At 53.1% G+C, this 17,945-nt stretch carries 20 protein-coding genes; 11 read left to right on the plus strand and 9 right to left on the minus strand.

The genetic code is table 11. From position 1 onward, the window contains the following. Positions 1–128 precede the first annotated feature (128 nt). Positions 129–1,106, minus strand: a complete 978-nt coding sequence (epmA, locus tag FD428_RS19285) for an elongation factor P--(R)-beta-lysine ligase (RefSeq protein ID WP_012134451.1) — start codon at positions 1,104–1,106, stop codon at positions 129–131. 324 nt (positions 1,107–1,430) lie between these two features. Here epmA and frdA point away from each other — a divergent pair, with 324 nt between their 5' ends. The 5 genes from frdA to FD428_RS19310 all read left to right on the plus strand — a co-directional run bounded on the left by frdA (position 1,431) and on the right by FD428_RS19310 (position 5,368). Next, entirely contained in the window at positions 1,431–3,215 is a 1,785-nt protein-coding gene (frdA, locus tag FD428_RS19290) for a fumarate reductase (quinol) flavoprotein subunit (protein WP_047459485.1), read from the plus strand. Next, the gene (gene frdB / locus FD428_RS19295; protein WP_012134453.1) at positions 3,215–3,949 is read left to right on the plus strand and encodes a fumarate reductase iron-sulfur protein; all 735 of its coding nucleotides are present in this window, start codon (positions 3,215–3,217) and stop codon (positions 3,947–3,949) included. Before frdA ends, frdB begins: the two co-directional genes overlap by 1 nt. 10 nt (positions 3,950–3,959) lie before the next feature. Further along, the gene (frdC, locus tag FD428_RS19300; protein ID WP_012134454.1) at positions 3,960–4,355 is read left to right on the plus strand and encodes a fumarate reductase subunit FrdC; all 396 of its coding nucleotides are present in this window, start codon (positions 3,960–3,962) and stop codon (positions 4,353–4,355) included. A gap of 10 nt (positions 4,356–4,365) precedes the next feature. Continuing rightward, positions 4,366–4,725, plus strand: a complete 360-nt coding sequence (gene frdD, locus FD428_RS19305; protein WP_012134455.1) for a fumarate reductase subunit FrdD — start codon at positions 4,366–4,368, stop codon at positions 4,723–4,725. Between the two features lie 109 nt (positions 4,726–4,834). After that, positions 4,835–5,368 (plus strand): lipocalin family protein, encoded by a 534-nt coding sequence (locus tag FD428_RS19310; protein WP_012134456.1) that lies wholly within the window; start codon positions 4,835–4,837, stop codon positions 5,366–5,368. Positions 5,369–5,384: 16 nt separating this feature from the next. On the opposite strand, the gene sugE is transcribed toward FD428_RS19310, so the two are convergent. Next, a complete protein-coding gene (gene sugE, locus FD428_RS19315) occupies positions 5,385–5,702 on the minus strand; it encodes a quaternary ammonium compound efflux SMR transporter SugE (RefSeq protein ID WP_012134457.1) in 318 nt (105 codons plus the stop codon). A 255-nt stretch (positions 5,703–5,957) separates the two neighbouring features. Here sugE and FD428_RS19325 point away from each other — a divergent pair, with 255 nt between their 5' ends. Further along, positions 5,958–6,557 carry a LuxR C-terminal-related transcriptional regulator gene (locus FD428_RS19325; protein ID WP_024130800.1) on the plus strand — a complete coding sequence of 200 codons (600 nt, stop codon included), beginning with the start codon at positions 5,958–5,960 and terminating at the stop codon, positions 6,555–6,557. Between the two features lie 30 nt (positions 6,558–6,587). On the opposite strand, the gene ecnB is transcribed toward FD428_RS19325, so the two are convergent. The 3 genes from ecnB to efp form a co-directional block, all read right to left on the minus strand. Beyond that, the gene (ecnB, locus tag FD428_RS19330; RefSeq protein WP_024130801.1) at positions 6,588–6,734 is read right to left on the minus strand and encodes a lipoprotein toxin entericidin B; all 147 of its coding nucleotides are present in this window, start codon (positions 6,732–6,734) and stop codon (positions 6,588–6,590) included. A 108-nt stretch (positions 6,735–6,842) separates the two neighbouring features. Then, positions 6,843–6,977 (minus strand): lipoprotein antitoxin entericidin A, encoded by a 135-nt coding sequence (gene ecnA / locus FD428_RS19335; RefSeq protein ID WP_024130802.1) that lies wholly within the window; start codon positions 6,975–6,977, stop codon positions 6,843–6,845. 189 nt (positions 6,978–7,166) lie between these two features. After that, a complete protein-coding gene (efp, locus tag FD428_RS19340) occupies positions 7,167–7,733 on the minus strand; it encodes an elongation factor P (RefSeq protein ID WP_012134461.1) in 567 nt (188 codons plus the stop codon). Positions 7,734–7,774: 41 nt separating this feature from the next. Between efp and epmB the strand changes: the two genes are divergently transcribed. Further along, positions 7,775–8,803, plus strand: coding sequence for an EF-P beta-lysylation protein EpmB (epmB, locus tag FD428_RS19345; RefSeq protein ID WP_012134462.1), 1,029 nt, complete (start codon positions 7,775–7,777; stop codon positions 8,801–8,803). Between the two features lie 183 nt (positions 8,804–8,986). After that, the gene (locus FD428_RS19350) at positions 8,987–9,850 is read left to right on the plus strand and encodes a YjeJ family protein (RefSeq protein WP_047459497.1); all 864 of its coding nucleotides are present in this window, start codon (positions 8,987–8,989) and stop codon (positions 9,848–9,850) included. Between the two features lie 179 nt (positions 9,851–10,029). Here the strand turns inward: FD428_RS19350 and FD428_RS19355 are convergent, their stop codons facing one another. The 3 genes from FD428_RS19355 to FD428_RS19365 form a co-directional block, all read right to left on the minus strand. Next, complete coding sequence (locus FD428_RS19355) at positions 10,030–10,383, minus strand: DUF4156 domain-containing protein (protein ID WP_024130803.1); 354 nt, start codon at positions 10,381–10,383, stop codon at positions 10,030–10,032. A gap of 259 nt (positions 10,384–10,642) precedes the next feature. Next, on the minus strand, positions 10,643–12,289 hold the full coding sequence (gene groL, locus FD428_RS19360; protein ID WP_114848036.1) for a chaperonin GroEL: 1,647 nt from the start codon (positions 12,287–12,289) through the stop codon (positions 10,643–10,645). Between the two features lie 43 nt (positions 12,290–12,332). After that, complete coding sequence (locus FD428_RS19365) at positions 12,333–12,626, minus strand: co-chaperone GroES (protein ID WP_000027827.1); 294 nt, start codon at positions 12,624–12,626, stop codon at positions 12,333–12,335. Positions 12,627–12,901: 275 nt separating this feature from the next. Here FD428_RS19365 and yjeH point away from each other — a divergent pair, with 275 nt between their 5' ends. Then, positions 12,902–14,152 carry an L-methionine/branched-chain amino acid transporter gene (gene yjeH / locus FD428_RS19370; RefSeq protein WP_071257317.1) on the plus strand — a complete coding sequence of 417 codons (1,251 nt, stop codon included), beginning with the start codon at positions 12,902–12,904 and terminating at the stop codon, positions 14,150–14,152. 84 nt (positions 14,153–14,236) lie between these two features. Here the strand turns inward: yjeH and FD428_RS19375 are convergent, their stop codons facing one another. Next, on the minus strand, positions 14,237–14,713 hold the full coding sequence (locus FD428_RS19375) for an FxsA family protein (RefSeq protein ID WP_012134469.1): 477 nt from the start codon (positions 14,711–14,713) through the stop codon (positions 14,237–14,239). Between the two features lie 338 nt (positions 14,714–15,051). On the opposite strand from FD428_RS19375, the gene aspA reads away from it, so the two are divergent. Together aspA and dcuA are read left to right on the plus strand one after the other, a co-directional pair. Further along, positions 15,052–16,488 (plus strand): aspartate ammonia-lyase, encoded by a 1,437-nt coding sequence (gene aspA, locus FD428_RS19380; protein WP_024130804.1) that lies wholly within the window; start codon positions 15,052–15,054, stop codon positions 16,486–16,488. 114 nt (positions 16,489–16,602) lie between these two features. Further along, a complete protein-coding gene (gene dcuA, locus FD428_RS19385; RefSeq protein ID WP_012134471.1) occupies positions 16,603–17,904 on the plus strand; it encodes an anaerobic C4-dicarboxylate transporter DcuA in 1,302 nt (433 codons plus the stop codon). Positions 17,905–17,945 lie beyond the last annotated feature (41 nt).

Genomic DNA, 17,945 nt, shown 5'->3' on the forward strand with positions numbered 1-17,945 from the left:
AGAATTGATACCTGAATGGTATCAAACATCCAGACTTATATTGTGGCTATAAGAGGGGAATTGAAAAAATGTGCTACAAAATGGCGCTCATTGCGCCATTTTGTTTCGCAAAAGAGGGGTTTTCAGATTTATGCCCGATCAACGGTAAAAGCGATAACCTCAGCGAGGCTTTCCGCCCCCAGCGCCAGCATCACCAGACGATCCACGCCCAGCGCCACGCCGGAACAGTCAGGCATCCCCACCTTCAGCGCCTCCAGCAGATTGTTATCGATAGGCTGCTGCGGTAAGCCTCGCGCGGCGCGCTTACGGTTATCCTGCTCGAAGCGTTGTTGCTGCTCGCGCGCATCCGTCAGTTCGTGGAAACCATTCGCCAGCTCAATACCTTTGAAGTAAACCTCGAAGCGTTCAGCCACCCGATGATCTTCAGTGCTGATTTGCGCCAGCGATGCCTGGCTTGCCGGAAAATGGTACACAAACGTCGGCTTCTCTTTGCCAATGTGCGGTTCCACGCCCATAGTAAACAGCAGTTGCAGCAGCGTATCGCGATCTTCTTCGGTATCCGCGATATTGCTTAAATCCAGCTTCGCCGCCGCCTCACGCAGTTGAGTTTTATCCGCAGACAGCGGATCAATCTCCAGATGGCGCTGAAACACCTGCTGGTAAGAGAGGCTCTCCGCAGGTTGACATTCCAGCACCTGTTGCAGCAGGTCGTCCACTTCGTTCATCAAACGGTACATGTCGTAGTGGGGACGATACCACTCCAGCATGGTGAATTCCGGGTTGTGATGACGCCCCATCTCTTCGTTGCGAAAGCTACGGCACAGCTGGAAAACCGGGCCGCATCCCGCCACCAGCAGGCGTTTCATGTGGTATTCCGGGCTGGTCATCAGATAAAGGTTCATGCCCTGAGAGTGGCCAGGGCCGACGAAACGCGTTTCGAACGGGAACAGATGAATGTCCGTTACCGTCGCCTGGCTCATGCAGGGCGTCTCAACCTCCAGCACTCCACGATCGGCAAAGAAACGACGGATCTCCGTCATAATTGCTGCACGTTTTAACAGGTTAGGAATGGACGCGCTCGGCTGCCAGGTTGCCGTTTCGCTCATGGTACTTTCTCCGATTTAAGACAAGGGCACGAAGTCTACTCGTAACACGCCAGTGAAACAAATTTTGTGCGGGAATAATGCGCTCCGCCGGAAAAGTAAAAAAAGTGAAGCCAGGTGGTTTAGTAATTAAATTAATCAGAATCAATGATAAATCGACCCGTTGATGCGCTAAAAAAATCGAACACGTCAAATTTCCCTCACATCCGTAAGACTATACTGTTGTACCTATAAAGGAGCAGTGGAAACGCGTTCGCAACCCGCATCAATCAGGAGTTCAATCTGATGGTGTACGGGGACGAAATAACAACAATCTGGAGGAATGTCGTGCAAACCTTTCAAGCCGATCTTGCCATTATAGGCGCCGGTGGCGCGGGATTACGTGCTGCAATAGCTGCCGCGCAGGCGAATCCTAACGCTAAAATCGCACTGATCTCAAAAGTGTACCCGATGCGCAGCCACACCGTTGCTGCCGAAGGGGGTTCAGCCGCTGTCGCCCAGGATCATGACAGCTTTGACTACCATTTTCACGATACGGTAGCGGGCGGAGACTGGCTGTGTGAACAGGATGTCGTGGATTACTTTGTCCACCATTGTCCAACTGAAATGACGCAACTTGAGCAATGGGGTTGCCCGTGGAGCCGCCGCCCGGACGGCAGCGTCAACGTACGTCGTTTCGGCGGTATGAAAATTGAGCGTACCTGGTTTGCCGCAGATAAAACCGGCTTCCATATGCTGCATACCCTGTTCCAGACCTCTTTGCAGTTCCCACAAATCCAACGCTTTGATGAACACTTCGTCCTGGATATCCTGGTCGATGACGGTCATGCCCGTGGCCTCGTGGCCATGAACATGATGGAAGGCACGCTTGTGCAGATCCGCGCCAACGCGGTGGTGATGGCTACCGGCGGCGCAGGCCGCGTGTATCGCTACAACACCAACGGCGGCATCGTGACCGGCGACGGTATGGGCATGGCGCTGGGCCACGGCGTACCGCTGCGTGATATGGAATTCGTTCAGTATCACCCGACCGGTCTGCCGGGTTCCGGTATCCTGATGACCGAAGGCTGCCGTGGTGAAGGCGGTATTCTGGTCAACAAAAACGGCTACCGCTATTTGCAGGATTACGGCATGGGCCCGGAAACGCCGCTTGGCGAGCCGAAAAACAAATATATGGAACTGGGGCCGCGCGACAAAGTGTCTCAGGCGTTCTGGCACGAATGGCGCAAAGGCAACACCATTTCCACGCCGCGTGGCGATGTGGTTTACCTCGACCTGCGCCATCTGGGCGAGAAAAAACTGCTCGAACGTTTACCGTTCATCTGCGAATTGGCGAAAGCCTACGTGGGCGTCGATCCGGTTAAAGAGCCGATTCCGGTTCGTCCAACCGCGCACTACACCATGGGCGGCATCGAAACCGATCAGAATTGCGAAACCCGCATTAAAGGTCTGTTTGCCGTTGGCGAGTGCTCCTCTGTGGGTCTGCACGGCGCTAACCGTCTGGGTTCTAACTCTCTGGCGGAACTGGTGGTCTTTGGCCGTCTGGCGGGCGAACAAGCAATGGAACGCGCCTCAACCGCAGGTACGGCTAACGACGCCGCGCTTGATGCGCAGGTTGCGGGCGTTGAACAACGTCTGAAAGACCTCGTTAACCAGGAAGGCAACGAGAACTGGGCGAAAATCCGCGATGAAATGGGCCTGTCGATGGAAGAAGGTTGCGGTATCTACCGTACGCCGGAACTCATGCAGAAAACCGTGGATAAGCTGGCGGAGTTGCAGGAACGCTTCAAGCGCGTTCGTATCACCGATACCTCCAGCGTATTCAACACCGACCTGCTGTACACCATCGAGCTGGGTCATGGTCTGAACGTAGCGGAATGTATGGCGCACTCCGCGCTGGCACGTAAAGAATCTCGCGGCGCTCACCAGCGTCTGGACGAAGGCTGCACCGAGCGTGACGACGTCAACTTCCTCAAACATACCCTCGCTTTCCGCGATGCTGATGGCACAACTCGCCTGGAATACAGCGACGTAAAAATCACCACTCTGCCACCGGCAAAACGTGTGTATGGCGCTGAAGCGGAAGCCGCCGATAAGAAGGAGAAGGCGTAATGTCTGAGATGAAAAACCTGAAAATTGAGGTGGTGCGCTATAACCCGGAAACCGACACCGCGCCGCACAGTGCTTTCTACGAAGTGCCTTATGATGAAGCGACGTCGCTGCTGGATGCGTTAGGCTACATCAAAGATAACCTGGCGCCGGACCTGAGCTACCGCTGGTCCTGCCGTATGGCGATCTGCGGTTCTTGCGGCATGATGGTTAACAACGTGCCAAAACTGGCGTGCAAAACCTTCCTGCGTGATTACACCAAGGGTATGAAGGTTGAAGCCCTGGGGAACTTCCCGATCGAACGCGATCTGGTCGTCGATATGACGCACTTTATCGAGAGCCTGGAAGCGATCAAGCCGTACATCATCGGCAACCCGCGTACGCCGGATCAGGGGCCAAACACCCAGACCCCGGCGCAGATGGCGAAGTATCACCAGTTCTCCGGTTGCATCAACTGTGGTCTGTGCTACGCCGCGTGCCCGCAATTCGGCCTGAACCCTGAGTTCATCGGCCCGGCTGCGATCACGCTGGCGCATCGTTATAACGAAGACAGCCGCGACCACGGTAAGAAGGAGCGTATGGCGCAGTTAAACGGTCAGAACGGCGTATGGACCTGTACCTTCGTGGGCTACTGCTCCGAAGTCTGTCCGAAACACGTCGATCCGGCTGCGGCCATTCAGCAGGGTAAAGTGGAAAGTTCGAAAGACTTTCTTATCGCCACCCTGAAACCACGCTAAGGAGTGCAACATGACGACTAAACGCAAAGCCTATGTGCGGCCAATGACGTCCACCTGGTGGAAAAAACTGCCGTTTTATCGCTTTTACATGCTGCGCGAAGGCACGGCGGTTCCGGCAGTCTGGTTCAGCATTGAACTGATCTTCGGCCTGTTTGCCCTCAAACATGGCGCGGAATCCTGGATGGGCTTCGTTGGCTTCCTGCAAAACCCGGTAGTGGTGATCTTAAACCTGATCGCCCTGGCGGCAGCCTTGCTGCACACCAAAACCTGGTTTGAGCTGGCGCCAAAAGCCGCCAACATCATTGTTAAAGACGAAAAAATGGGGCCAGAGCCGATCATTAAAGGTCTCTGGGTTGTTACTGCGGTTGTCACCGTAGTCATACTGTATGTTGCCCTGTACTGGTAAGGAGTCCGGGATGATTAATCCAAATCCAAAACGCTCTGACGAACCCGTATTCTGGGGCCTGTTCGGTGCAGGTGGTATGTGGGGCGCGATTATTGCGCCGGTAATGGTTCTGTTGGTGGGTATTCTGCTGCCGCTGGGACTTTTCCCGGGCGATGCGCTGAGCTATGAACGCGTACTGGCGTTCGCCCAGAGCTTCATTGGCCGCGCGTTCCTGTTCCTGATGATCGTCCTGCCGCTGTGGTGCGGTTTACACCGTATGCACCATGCGATGCATGACCTGAAAATCCATGTGCCAAGCGGCAAATGGGTATTCTACGGTCTGGCGGCGATTCTGACCGTTGTCACGGCAATCGGCATCCTCACAATCTAAGCCATACGCCCTCTTATCTGCACGATAAGAGGGCGTTTTTTTATTTCCCCTTCTCCCTTATTTTTCTCGCCAGGTTCTACACTTAGAAAAAACCGCTAAGGAAAATCCCATGCGCCTGCTGCCTGTCGTTGCCGCCGTTACCGCTGCGTTTCTGGTCGTCGCGTGTAGCACGCCTGTCCCGCCCAGGGGCGTTACCGTTGTCACTGACTTTGATGCCAGACGCTACACTGGCACCTGGTATGAAATCGCGCGTTTCGATCACCGCTTTGAAAGTGGTCTTGAAAAAGTGACGACAACCTACAGTCTGCGGGACGACGGTGGCCTGAACGTCCTCAACAAAGGCTACAACCCGGACAGGGGCATGTGGCAGAAAACAGAAGGGAAAGCCTGGTTTACGGGCGACCCCAGCCGCGCCGCGCTGAAAGTATCGTTCTTCGGCCCTTTCTACGGCGGGTATAACGTCATTGCGATCGACAGAGAGTACCGCCATGCGCTGGTGTGCGGCCCGGATCGCGACTACCTGTGGATACTCTCACGCACGCCGACGCTCTCCGAAGAGATGAAGCAGCAGATGCTGGCCGTCGCGACCCGGGAAGGGTTTGATGTCAGTAAATTAATCTGGGTAAAACAACCCGGCGCTTAACGCTTTTCCCGGAGGATTAGTGAGCGCTGAGCTTCAGCCCAATAATCCCCGCTACGATCAGCGCAAGGCTCGCCAGACGCGCAGGACTGGCGGATTCGCCAAGCAGCAAAATGCCGGTGATGGCAGCCCCTACCGCGCCGATGCCCGTCCAGACCGCGTATGCCGTGCCAACCGGCAGGGTTTTCATCGCCCATGACAACAGCGCCATACTGACAATCATCGCCGCAATGGTAATGACGCTGGGCGTCAGGCGACTGAATCCGTGGGTATATTTCAGGCCGACCGCCCAAACGACTTCAAGCAGACCCGCAATGAACAAAATTATCCAGGACATATCTGGCTCCAGAAAAATGGGGCCGTCCCCGGTGAAAGATACATTTGCAGGTCGTCCTGCAAAGCAGAGGTGTGAGAAAGCATTTTTGCCTGCGAAAAAATCAAATTCAACCCTTTTATTTTCCGCCGTTGCAAAAGCATGAATTGGGCGCAATTCGCAGCGCAGTTCACGCATTCGACGCTCATCGGACTTCTCTATGATGAGACGCTTTCTGAGGTCAGGAAGCCATCGCCTACTTCTGGATGCGGAAAGTTTATGTTAAAAATTTTAGTGATTGACCGCTGCCATTTCACCCGCACGGGGATAGAGGCCTGGCTTAATCATTCTGGCTTATTTGATTCTTCGTTCCTGGTATCAGGGTTGAATAACCTGCTACTGGCAAAAGAGCATATTTCCCAGTGGAAACCTCATCTGGTTATCGCTGACTTATATAGTTTTTTCAACTACAGCCACTCTTTTAAGCCAGCAGCGCCGCTCCTGATGGCCTGCGGAGCCACGCCTTTAATTTTGCTGCAATCAGGCGGCGTACAGTACCAGGCCGATAGCGACCCGCTGTATCAGGTTCATGCCGTAGTGTCGAAACAGGCCACGCTGCATGAGCTATCGCGGAATATTCAGGACGTGCTGCTTGCCCAGTCCGTTACTGACACGCCAAAAACCGCCACGCCGCTGCTTACGCCGCAGGAGGAAAAGGTGCTGACAATGTGGATGGAAGGTGCGGGAAACAACGCAATCGCGGCTGCGCTCGGTATTCACGGCAAAACGGTCTACACCTACAAACGCAATATCCGCATGAAATTGCATATGGATAATCGCTACTCGCCGTTTTTATCCTTACCGGAGCAAATCAATTAACGGTACGACGCCACGCCGTACCGTTCACATTTATTGCTGGGCTCTGGTCGCTGCGCCTGAAATGGCGCTGCCGCCTTCAGAGATATCCTGCCCAACGCCGCGTGTTGTATTACACGCAGTTAGCACGGAAGAAAGCACCAAAACAGAAAAGATCGCTGCAATTGTTTTCTTAACCATAACGTCTTCCTTTTCTAGCCAATGTTGTTTGTGTATAGCCACTTAAGCATAGACAAGATCCCGCAATGTGACGGGCGTTCGACGATTTTTTAAGACACCTGGAAATAATTAGCTGGCAGCGTGAGAGATAGAATTGCCGAGATGTTTGATGTCTTCACCAAAGCCACGCGCGGTATTACACCCCGTCAGCAACGCGCCGGTGAAAAGAATGAGTGCTACAAGACTGATAAGACGTTTCATCATTCCTGCCCTGGAAAAGGTATGGCGCAGCTCAATGCCGCACCATAAATTCAACTTAGCAAATTGCTGACAAACTCCACGTCTGTTTTACCGGATGGCGTTAATACCCATGCGTCACGCAGTCGCCGTAGGCCCGATAAACTTGCGCCATCGGGCATTTCAGACGTTGTCATCAATCTTAATATCAGCGTCTTATTTAACGCGGGATACGTATTCGCCAGAGCGCGTATCCACTTTGATCACTTCGCCAATCTGGACGAACAGCGGAACTTTAACCACTGCGCCAGTAGACAGCGTAGCCGGTTTGCCGCCAGTACCTGCGGTATCGCCTTTCAGGCCTGGATCGGTATCTACGATTTCCAGTTCAACAAAGTTCGGCGGGGTCACGGTGATCGGCTGGCCGTTCCACAGGGTCACGATGCACTCAGCCTGATCCAGCAGCCATTTCGCGCTGTCGCCGATCGCTTTGGCGTCAGCAGACAGTTGTTCGAACGTTTCGTTGTTCATGAAGTGCCAGAACTCACCGTCGTTGTACAGGTAAGTCAGGTTCATATCGACAACATCAGCACCTTCAGCAGAGTCGGTGGATTTGAAGGTTTTCTCTACACGAGTGCCGGTCAGCAGGCGGCGCAGTTTAACGCGTGCGAATGCCTGGCCTTTACCCGGTTTAACGAATTCGCTGGCTTCAACCGCATAAGGTTCGCCGTCCAACATGATTTTAAGACCAGCACGAAAATCGTTGCTATAGTACGTTGCCATAAGGCCCTCTGAAAATTGTTAACTGGTAGCTAAGCCACAAAATGGCGCATATTGTAACCCTAAATACCCCATCCAGAGAAGATTGGTTAGCGCAACTTGCCGATGTTGTGACCAATCCCGATGAACTACTGCATCTTTTGAATATAGACGCAGATGAAAAACTGTTGGCCGGACGCGACGCCAAACGCCTGTTCGCCCTGCGCGTACCGCGATCTTTCATCGCGCGTATGGAGAAAGGCAATCCCAACGATCCGCTTCTGCGTCAGGTACTTACCTCGCAGGACGAATTCGTAACCGCTCCCGGTTTTTCCACCGACCCGCTGGAAGAGCAGCACAGCGTCGTGCCCGGATTACTGCACAAATACCGCAACCGTGCGTTGCTGCTGGTAAAAGGCGGATGCGCGGTAAATTGCCGCTACTGCTTCCGTCGCCACTTCCCGTATGCGGATAATCAGGGCAACAAACGCAACTGGCAGGTCGCGCTGGACTACATCGCCGCACACCCTGAACTGGATGAGATCATCTTCTCCGGCGGCGATCCTTTGATGGCGAAAGATCACGAACTGGACTGGTTGCTTACGCAACTGGAAGCGATCCCGCACATCAAACGGCTGCGTATCCACAGTCGTTTGCCGATCGTGATCCCCGCGCGCATTACGGATGGGCTGGCAGCCCGCTTTGCGCGCTCTTCTCTGCAAATTCTGCTGGTGAACCACATCAACCACGCCAACGAAATTGACGACACGTTCCGTCAGGCCATGACGACGCTGCGCAACGCGGGCGTTACCCTGCTCAACCAGAGCGTACTGCTACGCGGGGTGAACGATAACGCGCAAACGCTGGCAAACCTCAGCAATGCGCTGTTTGACGCCGGCGTCATGCCCTACTACCTGCATGTGCTGGATAAAGTTCAGGGCGCGGCGCATTTCATGGTGAGCGACGATGAAGCGCGGCGAATTATGCGTGAACTGCTGACGCGGGTATCCGGTTATATGGTGCCCAGACTGGCGCGTGAAATTGGCGGGGAGCCGAGCAAAACACCATTAGATTTGCAGTTACGCCAGCAATAATTGTTCAAACGAGTGTCCGGTTTCGGACACTCGCCCTTAAAATCGCTTATTTGAATCCGTTCATATAGCGCGACACTTTCCATATTATGTTATTTTAATAACATAATACACCGAATATATTTCAAAATTATATATTGATTCAAATTAAGTTACCTGATTAATAATTGGTTAGGGAGAACCTTTATGGCGATGAGTATCAAAGGCGTTAATACGGGCGTTATTCGCAAAGCGAATGAGTTTATTGCGCTGGCATTAAAAATAAAAGAACCGAGGAATAAAGAGTCGTTGTTTTTTCTGACGGCGCTGGAATTAAGAGATCTGCTGATCGCTCTGGAAAGCAGGCTGCACCAGAAGCATCACCTGTCCCCCAACGCTCGCCAACAATATGAAAAAGCACGGGATAGAGTCAGTAAAAAAATGCTTGAGAGCATTCCGGCCATTCAGGAAGAGGAACTCAAAAACGCAGATATTAATCGCCGGGTGAATACATTAACGCTGATAGACGACCAGAGCGAAAACGTCATGCTTTCTTTTACGCTGCATGACGGTAAAACATGCGAGCTGATGATTAATGAATTACAGATTGACGTTCTGGTGCGCGCAATTATTCGCGCCATAGATAATGCCGGTATGCGTGAGCTGGTGCTGCGTATTACATCACTACTGGATTTTCTGCCATTATATGATGCCGACTGTCTGGATAACGGTAATCTGGAATATGACGCCTACGCGCAACCTGAATGGAAGCACAATCTCTTCAGCCATTATCTGGCGGTGCTCTATCGTTATACCGATGAGACAGGTAAAACACATTTTAGCGGCGCTGTGGTGAAAAACCGCACCCCTTCTGGCAGCAAAGAGGCAGAGGCCATTTCACGCCGACTGCTTGATTTCAGCCCACGGCTGAAGAAGCTGGCCGGGAAACCGTGCCAGGTGTTTGTCAGAACGCTAACCGCTGATAAGACGCACAAACTCACTCAGGAGCAGTGCCTGCGCGCGTTGCATCATTTACGCATACAGTCGGTCGAGAAAGCGAAAAACGCCTGATGGCGCTGCGCTTATCCGGCCTACGACCACATGCGCCTGTATAGACCCACTGTATTACACAAAATCATTCAACCTGCATCGCAGCGGCAAGCAAAGAAATCCCCAGCAGCACAGATAACTATGTGACTGGGGTTTCACAGCGCAGCCAACAAAGAGGCAGGTTGAAGAATGAAGTGTAATCAGTTAGGGCACTTATAAACCTGACCGTTCATTTCACTGGCGGTCGGGACAAAGCTGGACAACATTCCCTGCGTTGGGCTGCTGACGCCATAAATCACATTTCCGCCCATTGCCGCGGCCTGGTTACGCAGGTCGTTCGCTGCACCACGCATGGAGCCGCCCTCTTCACCGTGCTGACCAGAAAGCCAGTTGCTTTGCTTACCGGTCGCAGTGCCGATCAACTGGCACTCTGCACCAGGCTTGTCTTCCACAAAACGCACACTTTGCCCGGCAGCGGTCAGTTGGTTGCTGGAGCTACAACCCGCCATCAGCAGCGCAGCACCGACGATCCCTGCTAAATATTTTACGTGCATGTTATTCCCCATAATCAATGAGCTGGACGCCACTCACGTCGTCCATGTCTGAATCTTATACTAAAAAGATGACCAAAAGAAAAACCCCCGAACATTTCTGCCCGGGGGTTTCTAAATTCTGGGAGATGAGCCCCCAAATCATTCTGGTTGCAGGGAGGCGGCCAGTTTGTTAATCCCCAGAAGCTTACTCAAGTAAGTGACTGGGGTTAGCAAACGCAGCCAACGCATCTGCGGCCTGAAGGATGCAGGGGGTGGGCAATTACATCATGCCGCCCATTCCACCCATACCGCCCATGCCGCCGGCTGCGCCTAAGTCAGGAGCATCGCCTTTCGGCAGGTCAGTTACCATGCACTCGGTAGTGATCATCAGACCAGCCACGGATGCCGCGTACTGCAAAGCAGAACGGGTTACTTTGGTCGGGTCCAGGATACCCATATCGATCATGTTGCCGTATTCTTCGGTTGCTGCGTTGTAACCGTAGTTGCCGTCGCCGCTTTTAACGGTGTTAGCCACAACAGACGGTTCTTCGCCGCAGTTCAGCACGATCTGACGCAGCGGGGATTCCATTGCGCGCAGCGCAACTTTGATACCCACGTTCTGGTCTTCGTTCTGGCCTTTGAGTTCCGCAATTTTAGACGCGACGCGAATTAGCGCTACGCCACCACCGGCAACCACGCCTTCTTCTACCGCAGCACGGGTTGCGTGCAGGGCATCTTCAACACGGGCTTTCTTCTCTTTCATTTCAACTTCGGTCGCAGCACCGACTTTAATCACGGCCACGCCGCCTGCCAGTTTCGCTACGCGTTCCTGCAATTTTTCACGGTCGTAGTCGGAAGTAGCTTCTTCGATCTGCTGACGGATCTGAGTCACACGACCCTGGATTGCCGCTTCTTCACCCACGCCATCGATGATGGTGGTGGTGTCTTTGTTGATCACAACGCGTTTCGCCTGGCCCAGGTCTTCCAGGGTGGCTTTTTCCAGTTCCATACCGATCTCTTCAGAGATAACGGTACCGCCGGTCAGGGTTGCGATATCCTGAAGCATCGCTTTACGGCGGTCGCCGAAGCCCGGTGCTTTAACCGCAGCCACTTTCACGATGCCGCGCATGGTGTTAACCACCAGGGTCGCCAGCGCTTCGCCTTCAACGTCTTCAGCGATGATCAGCAGCGGTTTACCTGCTTTGGCCACGGCTTCCAGAACTGGCAGCATTTCGCGGATGTTGGAGATTTTCTTATCAGCCAGCAGGATGAACGGGCTTTCCAGTTCTACTGCGCCAGTTTCCGGCTTGTTGATGAAGTAAGGAGACAGGTAGCCACGGTCGAACTGCATACCTTCAACCACGTCCAGCTCATCCTGCAAACCAGTACCGTCTTCAACGGTGATCACGCCTTCTTTACCGACTTTGTCCATCGCTTCAGCGATCAGTTTACCTACGGTTTCGTCGGAGTTAGCGGAGATAGTACCAACCTGAGCAATGGCTTTAGAATCAGAGCACGGTACGGACAGGGTTTTCAGTTCTTCAACCGCAGCAGCAACCGCTTTGTCGATACCACGTTTCAGATCCATCGGGTTCATGCCCGCAGCAACGGCTTTCAGACCTTCAGTGATGATGGACTGAGCCAGTACGGTCGCGGTGGTGGTGCCGTCGCCTGCCGCGTCGTTCGCTTTAGAGGCAACTTCTTTCACCATCTGCGCGCCCATGTTTTCGAACTTGTCTTCCAGCTCGATTTCACGCGCTACGGAAACACCATCTTTAGTGATGGTCGGCGCACCGAAAGATTTATCCAGAACCACGTTACGGCCTTTCGGACCGAGGGTCACTTTCACTGCGTCTGCCAGTACGTTTACGCCGCGCAGCATTTTCACACGAGCGTCGTTACCGAATTTTACGTCTTTAGCTGCCATTTTCTCTTTCCCTTAAATTCGTATGTTCAGTGTCGTTCGCGGATTACGCTTCAACAATTGCCAGAATGTCGCTTTCAGACATGATCAACACTTCTTCATTGTCGATCTTCTCAGATTTCACACCATAGCCATCGTTGAAAATAACGATGTCGCCAACCTTAACGTCCAGCGGCTGCACAGTACCGTTATCCAGGATGCGACCCTTACCGACAGCGATGATTTCGCCACGCGTTGATTTACCCGCTGCGGAACCGGTCAGAACAATGCCGCCAGCAGATTTGGATTCAACTTCTTTACGTTTGACGATCACACGATCATGTAACGGACGAATACTCATTGATAGCTCTCCTTTGAGAAAGTCTTTATCAGTTATGGGTGACGCCGGCCCGTGAACGGTTTCCCGGCTAGTGACCAGAGAGATGGGGATGGGTTTTTGCCCCTTCAAGGGGGCAGATGAAAAAAAATTCTTATCAGCAGAAAATCGCGCGAAAACGATAGCTCACCTCACATTTCATAACGATTTAAGGCAGCCCGTCATAAGTAAATCCGATTGTGTTACCATCGAAAATCTGCGCAGTTGCCCAAAAATTGGGCGTAACCGGATAGTGACTCATGAGTGGACTAAAACAAGAGCTGGGACTGGCTCAGGGCGTGGGCCTGTTGTCGACATCACTGTTAGGAACCGGCGTCTTTGCCGTCCCGGCGCTGGCCGCGCTGGTGGCGGGCAATAACAGCCTGTGGGCCTGGCCTGCGCTCATCGTTTTAGTCTTTCCTGTGGCGATTGTTTTTGCCATCCTGGGGCGTCATTTCCCCAGTGCGGGCGGCGTGGCGCATTTTGTCGGGATGGCGTTTGGTTCGCGAATGGCGCGCGTCACCGGATGGCTGTTCCTGTCGGTCATCCCCGTCGGCCTGCCAGCGGCGCTGCATATCGCCGCCGGATTCGGTCAGGCGATGTTTGGCTGGCACGGCTGGCAGCTTTTACTGGCGGAATTCGGCACGCTGGCGCTGGTGTGGTTCATTGGCTCTCGCGGCGCCAGCTCCAGCGCCAACCTGCAAACGATCATTGCCGGGCTGATTGTGGCGCTGATTGTCGCCATCTGGTGGGCGGGCGATCTCAAGCCGAACAAAATTCCGTTCCCTGCCCCTGCGGATATTGAGCTGCCCGCCTTGTTCGCTGCGCTGTCGGTTATGTTCTGGTGCTTTGTCGGCCTTGAAGCGTTCGCCCATCTGGCATCGGAATTTAAAAACCCTGAACGCGATTTCCCGCGCGCGCTGATGATCGGTCTGCTGCTGGCTGGCTCCGTTTATTGGGCGTGTACGGTGGCGGTTCTGCATTTTGACGCCTACGGCGCGCAAATGGCGGCGGCAGCGTCGCTCCCTGACATCGTCGTGCGATTGTTTGGCGTACAGGCGCTGTGGGTCGCCTGCATTATTGGTTATCTGGCCTGCTTCGCCAGCCTGAATATCTATATCCAGAGTTTCGCCCGCCTTGTCTGGTCACAGGCGCAGGACAGGCCAGACCATTATCTGGCGCGCCTTTCTGCCCGCCGCGTTCCCCGCAATGCGCTGAACGCCGTACTGGGCTGTTGCGTACTCAGCACATTGTGCATTTACATCCTTGAGATCAATCTCGACGCGCTGATCGTCTATGCCAACGGCATTTTCATTATGATCTACTTGCTGTGTATGCTGGCCGGGTGTCGGTTGCTGGCAGGACGCTATCGCGCGCTGGCGGTGACTGGCGCTCTGCTGTGTCTATTATTGCTGGCAATGGTGGGATGGAAGTGTCTGTACGCGCTGATTATGCTGACGGCGCTGTGGCTGTTTTTACCCCGCAGGTTGGCTAAGCGTCAGCAGTTGTAGGCCCGGTAAGCATAGCGCCACCGGGCATTTATGCCGGATGACGCCGCTGAAGCGGTTTATCCGGCCTACGGTTCAATGTTTGATTTAATCCTTGCGGTCGTCTTTATGATCTAAACGGTCACGCTCGTCATCTTTACGCTGAAACTCACCGTCAAACGTCTCGCCGCCGCCCGTTCCGGCGCTAAAACCACCGCCGGGCATACGGGAAAAACGCAAATGCGGCAGCAACTTCATGGTCAGGTGTTTCTGCACGGGCGGCAATAAAAGAAGCAGCCCCAGGAAGTCGGTGAAGAAGCCGGGCAACACCAGCAGCAGACCCGCGATGATCAGCGACACGCTCTTGATCATCTCCGCCGCCGGACTTTCGCCAGCCGCCATTTTCTGCTGCATCAACAAAAAGTTCTTGAAACCCTGGTTTCGCACCAGCGACATACCAATGACCGAGGTGAAAATCACCAGGATCAGCGTCATCAGGACGCCCAGCACATGGGCGACCTGGATAAAAATAGAAATCTCAATGTAAACATAGAGAAAGATGGCAATAAACGGTATCCAGCGCAAAGGACTCTCCTGTAAATGACAGCCGTTTTCATCACGTCTGTCTGATATGGGTGCGCGATTCGCATGCGTCAGATGTTGAGACGGTTAGCAAAATTTCAAGCTGTTTGTACACTTATTTTTAGTGGTAATCCCAAAGCGGTGACCTATTTCACAAAATAATAAATAAGGGGTAACTTCCCACACTTTAAGTGATCCAGGTTACGGTAGAAATCCTGAAGCAGAATATGATCTCGAGTATCAGACCGATGCAGGGGATAATCGTCGGTCAGGAAACATTCGAAACCACATATATCCTGTGTGTTTATGTAATTATTGGCAGCTTGAAAAAGAAGGTTCACATGTTAAACAACATTCGTATCGAAGAAGATTTGTTGGGTACCAGGGAAGTTCCAGCGGATGCCTACTATGGTGTTCACACTCTGAGAGCGATTGAAAACTTCTACATTAGCAATAACAAAATCAGCGATATCCCTGAATTTGTACGCGGTATGGTAATGGTGAAAAAGGCAGCGGCCCTGGCCAACAAAGAGCTGCAAACCATCCCTAAAAGTGTGGCCAACGCCATCATTGCCGCATGTGATGAAGTCCTGAATAACGGCAAATGCATGGACCAGTTCCCGGTAGACGTTTACCAGGGCGGTGCAGGTACTTCCGTCAACATGAACACCAACGAAGTGCTGGCCAATATCGGGCTGGAACTGATGGGTCATCAGAAAGGTGAATATCAGTACCTGAACCCGAACGACCATGTGAATAAATGTCAGTCCACCAACGACGCCTATCCAACCGGTTTCCGTGTTGCCGTTTACGCGTCTATCGTCAAACTCATTGATGCAATCAATCAGTTGCGTGAAGGCTTCGAGCGTAAAGCCGTTGAGTTCCAGGACATCCTGAAAATGGGCCGTACCCAGTTGCAGGATGCTGTACCGATGACCCTCGGCCAGGAATTCCGCGCTTTCAGCGTACTGCTGAAAGAAGAAGTGAAAAGCATTGAACGTACTGCTGAGCTGCTGCTGGAAGTTAACCTCGGCGCGACGGCAATCGGTACTGGCCTGAACACCCCGAAAGAATACTCTCCACTGGCGGTGCAGAAACTGGCTGAAGTCACTGGCTTTGCCTGCGTACCGGCAGAAGACCTGATTGAAGCAACGTCCGACTGCGGCGCTTATGTCATGGTACACAGCGCGCTGAAACGCCTGGCTGTGAAGATGTCCAAAATCTGTAACGACCTGCGTTTGCTCTCCTCAGGCCCACGCGCGGGTCTGAACGAGATCAACCTGCCGGAACTACAGGCGGGTTCTTCTATCATGCCAGCGAAAGTAAACCCGGTAGTACCAGAAGTTGTTAACCAGGTATGCTTCAAAGTCATCGGTAACGACACCACCGTAACGATGGCAGCCGAAGCAGGCCAGTTGCAGCTGAACGTAATGGAGCCGGTTATCGGCCAGGCGATGTTCGAATCTATCCACATTCTGAGCAATGCCTGCTACAACCTGCTGGAAAAATGCATTAACGGCATTACCGCAAACAAAGAAGTGTGCGAAGGATACGTTTATAACTCCATCGGCATCGTCACCTACCTCAACCCGTTCATCGGCCACCACAACGGCGACATCGTTGGTAAGATTTGCGCCGAGACCGGTAAGAGCGTCCGTGAAGTGGTGCTGGAGCGCGGCCTGTTGACTGAAGCAGAGCTGGACGATATTTTCTCCGCACAGAACCTGATGCACCCGGCTTACAAAGCAAAACGTTATACTGATGAAAGCGAACAGTAATCGTACAGGGTAGTAACACAGGAGGCACGTCAGATGACGTGCCTTTTTTCTTGTTATAAGTTACCAAATAACAACAATTTAATATCAACTTGTTAAACAACAAGGAAGGCTAATATGATAGTTTTAGAACTTATCATCGTTTTGCTGGCAATCTTTTTGGGTGCCAGACTTGGGGGCATCGGTATTGGATTTGCAGGTGGGCTTGGCGTTCTGGTTCTTGCAGCCATCGGCGTTAAACCAGGGAATATCCCGTTCGATGTTATTTCCATCATCATGGCGGTTATCGCTGCCATCTCCGCAATGCAGGTTGCGGGCGGTCTGGACTATCTGGTTAACCAGACGGAAAAACTGCTGCGCAAAAACCCGAAATACATCACGATCCTTGCACCGATCGTCACCTATTTCCTGACTATCTTTGCCGGTACTGGCAACATCTCTCTGGCAACCCTGCCGGTTATCGCTGAAGTGGCGAAGGAGCAAGGCATCAAACCTTGCCGTCCGCTCTCCACGGCGGTGGTTTCCGCACAGATTGCGATCACCGCATCGCCTATCTCTGCGGCGGTGGTGTACATGTCTTCCGTCATGGAAGGTCATGGCATCAGCTATATTCACCTGTTGTCCGTGGTGATTCCGTCCACTCTGCTGGCGGTACTGGTGATGTCCTTCCTGGTCACAATGCTGTTTAACTCTAAACTTTCTGACGACCCGGTTTACCGCAAACGTCTGGAAGAAGGGCTGATCGAGCTGCGCGGCGAAAAGCAAATTGAAATCAAACCGATGGCAAAAACCTCGGTCTGGCTGTTCCTGCTGGGCGTTGTCTGCGTCGTGGTTTATGCCATCGTCAACAGTCCAAGCCTCGGCCTGGTCGCAACACCGCTGATGAACACCACCAACGCGATTCTGATCATCATGCTGAGCGTCGCGACGCTGACGACCATCGTCTGCCGTGTCGAAACGGACTCCATCCTGAACTCCAGTACCTTTAAAGCGGGTATGAGCGCCTGTATCTGTATTCTGGGCGTAGCATGGTTGGGCGATACTTTCGTTTCTCACAACATCGACTGGATCAAAGACACTGCGGGTAGCGTGATTCAGGGCCATCCGTGGCTGCTGGCCGTCATCTTCTTCTTTGCTTCCGCTCTGCTGTACTCTCAGGCAGCCACAGCGAAAGCGTTGATGCCAATGGCGCTGGCGCTGAACGTCTCTCCGCTGACCGCTGTCGCGTCTTTCGCTGCGGTTTCCGGCCTGTTCATTCTGCCGACCTACCCAACGCTGGTTGCTGCGGTTCAGATGGATGACACCGGTACAACCCGTATCGGTAAATTCGTCTTTAACCACCCGTTCTTTATCCCAGGTACGCTGGGTGTTGCCCTTGCCGTTTGCTTCGGCTTCCTGTTGGGCAGCGTCATGCTGTAAGTTCTCCTCGCGGGGCGTATACGCGCCCCGCTTTCTTACCT

It is taken from the genome of Citrobacter sp. TBCP-5362, assembly GCF_005406305.1.
In the GTDB taxonomy this organism is placed as follows: domain Bacteria; phylum Pseudomonadota; class Gammaproteobacteria; order Enterobacterales; family Enterobacteriaceae; genus Citrobacter_B; species Citrobacter_B koseri.

Coding starts and splice junctions, on each gene's coding strand:
- epmA (WP_012134451.1), bottom strand. CDS start 1,106: ATGAGCGAAACGGCAACCTGGCAGCCGAGCGCGTCCATTCCTAACCTG.
- frdB (WP_012134453.1), top strand. CDS start 3,215: ATGTCTGAGATGAAAAACCTGAAAATTGAGGTGGTGCGCTATAACCCG.
- frdC (WP_012134454.1), top strand. CDS start 3,960: ATGACGACTAAACGCAAAGCCTATGTGCGGCCAATGACGTCCACCTGG.
- frdD (WP_012134455.1), top strand. CDS start 4,366: ATGATTAATCCAAATCCAAAACGCTCTGACGAACCCGTATTCTGGGGC.
- FD428_RS19310 (WP_012134456.1), top strand. CDS start 4,835: ATGCGCCTGCTGCCTGTCGTTGCCGCCGTTACCGCTGCGTTTCTGGTC.
- sugE (WP_012134457.1), bottom strand. CDS start 5,702: ATGTCCTGGATAATTTTGTTCATTGCGGGTCTGCTTGAAGTCGTTTGG.
- FD428_RS19325 (WP_024130800.1), top strand. CDS start 5,958: ATGTTAAAAATTTTAGTGATTGACCGCTGCCATTTCACCCGCACGGGG.
- ecnB (WP_024130801.1), bottom strand. CDS start 6,734: ATGGTTAAGAAAACAATTGCAGCGATCTTTTCTGTTTTGGTGCTTTCT.
- ecnA (WP_024130802.1), bottom strand. CDS start 6,977: ATGATGAAACGTCTTATCAGTCTTGTAGCACTCATTCTTTTCACCGGC.
- efp (WP_012134461.1), bottom strand. CDS start 7,733: ATGGCAACGTACTATAGCAACGATTTTCGTGCTGGTCTTAAAATCATG.
- epmB (WP_012134462.1), top strand. CDS start 7,775: ATGGCGCATATTGTAACCCTAAATACCCCATCCAGAGAAGATTGGTTA.
- FD428_RS19350 (WP_047459497.1), top strand. CDS start 8,987: ATGGCGATGAGTATCAAAGGCGTTAATACGGGCGTTATTCGCAAAGCG.
- FD428_RS19355 (WP_024130803.1), bottom strand. CDS start 10,383: ATGCACGTAAAATATTTAGCAGGGATCGTCGGTGCTGCGCTGCTGATG.
- groL (WP_114848036.1), bottom strand. CDS start 12,289: ATGGCAGCTAAAGACGTAAAATTCGGTAACGACGCTCGTGTGAAAATG.
- FD428_RS19365 (WP_000027827.1), bottom strand. CDS start 12,626: ATGAGTATTCGTCCGTTACATGATCGTGTGATCGTCAAACGTAAAGAA.
- yjeH (WP_071257317.1), top strand. CDS start 12,902: ATGAGTGGACTAAAACAAGAGCTGGGACTGGCTCAGGGCGTGGGCCTG.
- aspA (WP_024130804.1), top strand. CDS start 15,052: ATGTTAAACAACATTCGTATCGAAGAAGATTTGTTGGGTACCAGGGAA.
- dcuA (WP_012134471.1), top strand. CDS start 16,603: ATGATAGTTTTAGAACTTATCATCGTTTTGCTGGCAATCTTTTTGGGT.